The organism is Mesorhizobium sp. M3A.F.Ca.ET.175.01.1.1, from assembly GCF_004791945.1.
Taxonomy (GTDB): domain Bacteria; phylum Pseudomonadota; class Alphaproteobacteria; order Rhizobiales; family Rhizobiaceae; genus Mesorhizobium.
Map to the genome: position 1 here is coordinate 1 of NZ_SRTP01000109.1, position 397 is coordinate 397.

1 protein-coding gene is annotated in these 397 nt (G+C 70.5%); it reads right to left on the bottom strand.

Features of this window, described 5'->3' with window-relative positions; translation table 11 throughout:
- Window positions 1–397, bottom strand: a 397-nt coding sequence (locus tag EN818_RS30965) for a VCBS domain-containing protein (protein WP_189523987.1), incomplete at both ends; no start/stop codon positions are given.

The window sequence follows — 397 nt, forward strand, 5'->3', positions numbered from 1 at the left end:
CGTCGGTGCCGTCGGTCAGCACATTGCCCGAGACCTGCGCGCCTTCCGCGACGCTGTTGGTGTCGGCATGCGCCGTCGGCACGTCGTCGACGATGTCGACCAGGATGGTGCCGGTGGTGGTGTTGCCGTGTGCGTCGGTCACCGTGTAGGTGAAGCTGTCCTTGTCCTGCTCGGTGGTGATGCCGTTGTCGGCGGTGGCGCCGTCAAAGGTCTTGGTCAGCGTGTAGGTGTAGGTGCCGTCGGCGTTGAGCACCAGCGTGCCGTACTGGCCCGCGATGCCGGCGCCGCCGAGGTTGCCGCTCACCGGGTTGGCGACGTTCGAGCCGGTGGCCACGCCCGTCACCGCGCCGCCGGGCGCCGCGCCGTCGGCGCCGAGCACGTCGTCGGTGCCGTCGGT